The following is a 717-nucleotide window of genomic DNA, read 5'->3' as shown; positions in this document are numbered from 1 at the left end:
AGGCCGCGCCGAGAGCCGTACGGGCCAGGGCACGGCGGCGCCGGTGGGCCAGCAGCACACCACACACGCCGATCACCACGACGAGCACGGGAAACCAGTTCCCGATCACGTCCAGCAGATGGGCGCCCTTACGGATCTTCTTCAGCTGGTCGGACTCGAAGAGCACCATCCGCCTGTCGACGTCGGGGATCTTGGCGGCCGGAGACAGACCGGCGTCCACCAGCGACTGCCGGACCTGGTCGACGGCTTCGCCCACGTCGAGAGTGACCGTCCCTCCGCTCGTGCCCACGGCGCCACGGCCCTCTCCGGTGAGTGCGTGCACGACCGCGCTGTGGGCGGCCCGGTTGGCGTCCGTCCAGATCCGCTCGAAGCGGTCGCCGCGCACGAAGCGGGTGGCGACCTTCTCGACCGTGTCGTTGACCGCGGAATCGAGCTGCGGGCCCAGCCCCTTCAGGGACTGCGCCGCCCGCGGTGGCAGTCCCTGCGACTGCAGCCAGGCGGCGATGTCCGCGGCTGCCCGCTTGCCGTCCACCCGGACGTCCGCGGCCTCGGTGATGCGCTTGACCGCCGCGTCCTCCATCGCCGGATCCGAGGCCAGCGGCGAGACCGTTTCCACGTACCGGTCGGTGTCCAGCGCGATGTCGTGCACCCACACCGTCAGCAGCGCGACCGGCACCAGGACGCAGGTAAGCACGATGAGCACCGCCGAGACGGTGT

The 717-nt window shown here is 70.9% G+C and carries 1 pseudogene; it reads right to left on the bottom strand.

Features of this window, described 5'->3' with window-relative positions:
* A pseudogene (locus IEY89_RS38860) lies at positions 1-703 on the bottom strand (hypothetical protein); the annotation flags it as partial.
* Positions 704-717: the final 14 nt, after the last annotated feature.

The organism is Streptomyces lacrimifluminis (assembly GCF_014646095.1).
GTDB lineage: Bacteria > Actinomycetota > Actinomycetes > Streptomycetales > Streptomycetaceae > Streptomyces > Streptomyces lacrimifluminis.
The sequence above is the reverse complement of the archived record's forward strand: the minus strand, read 5'-3'. Positions and strand labels throughout refer to the sequence as shown.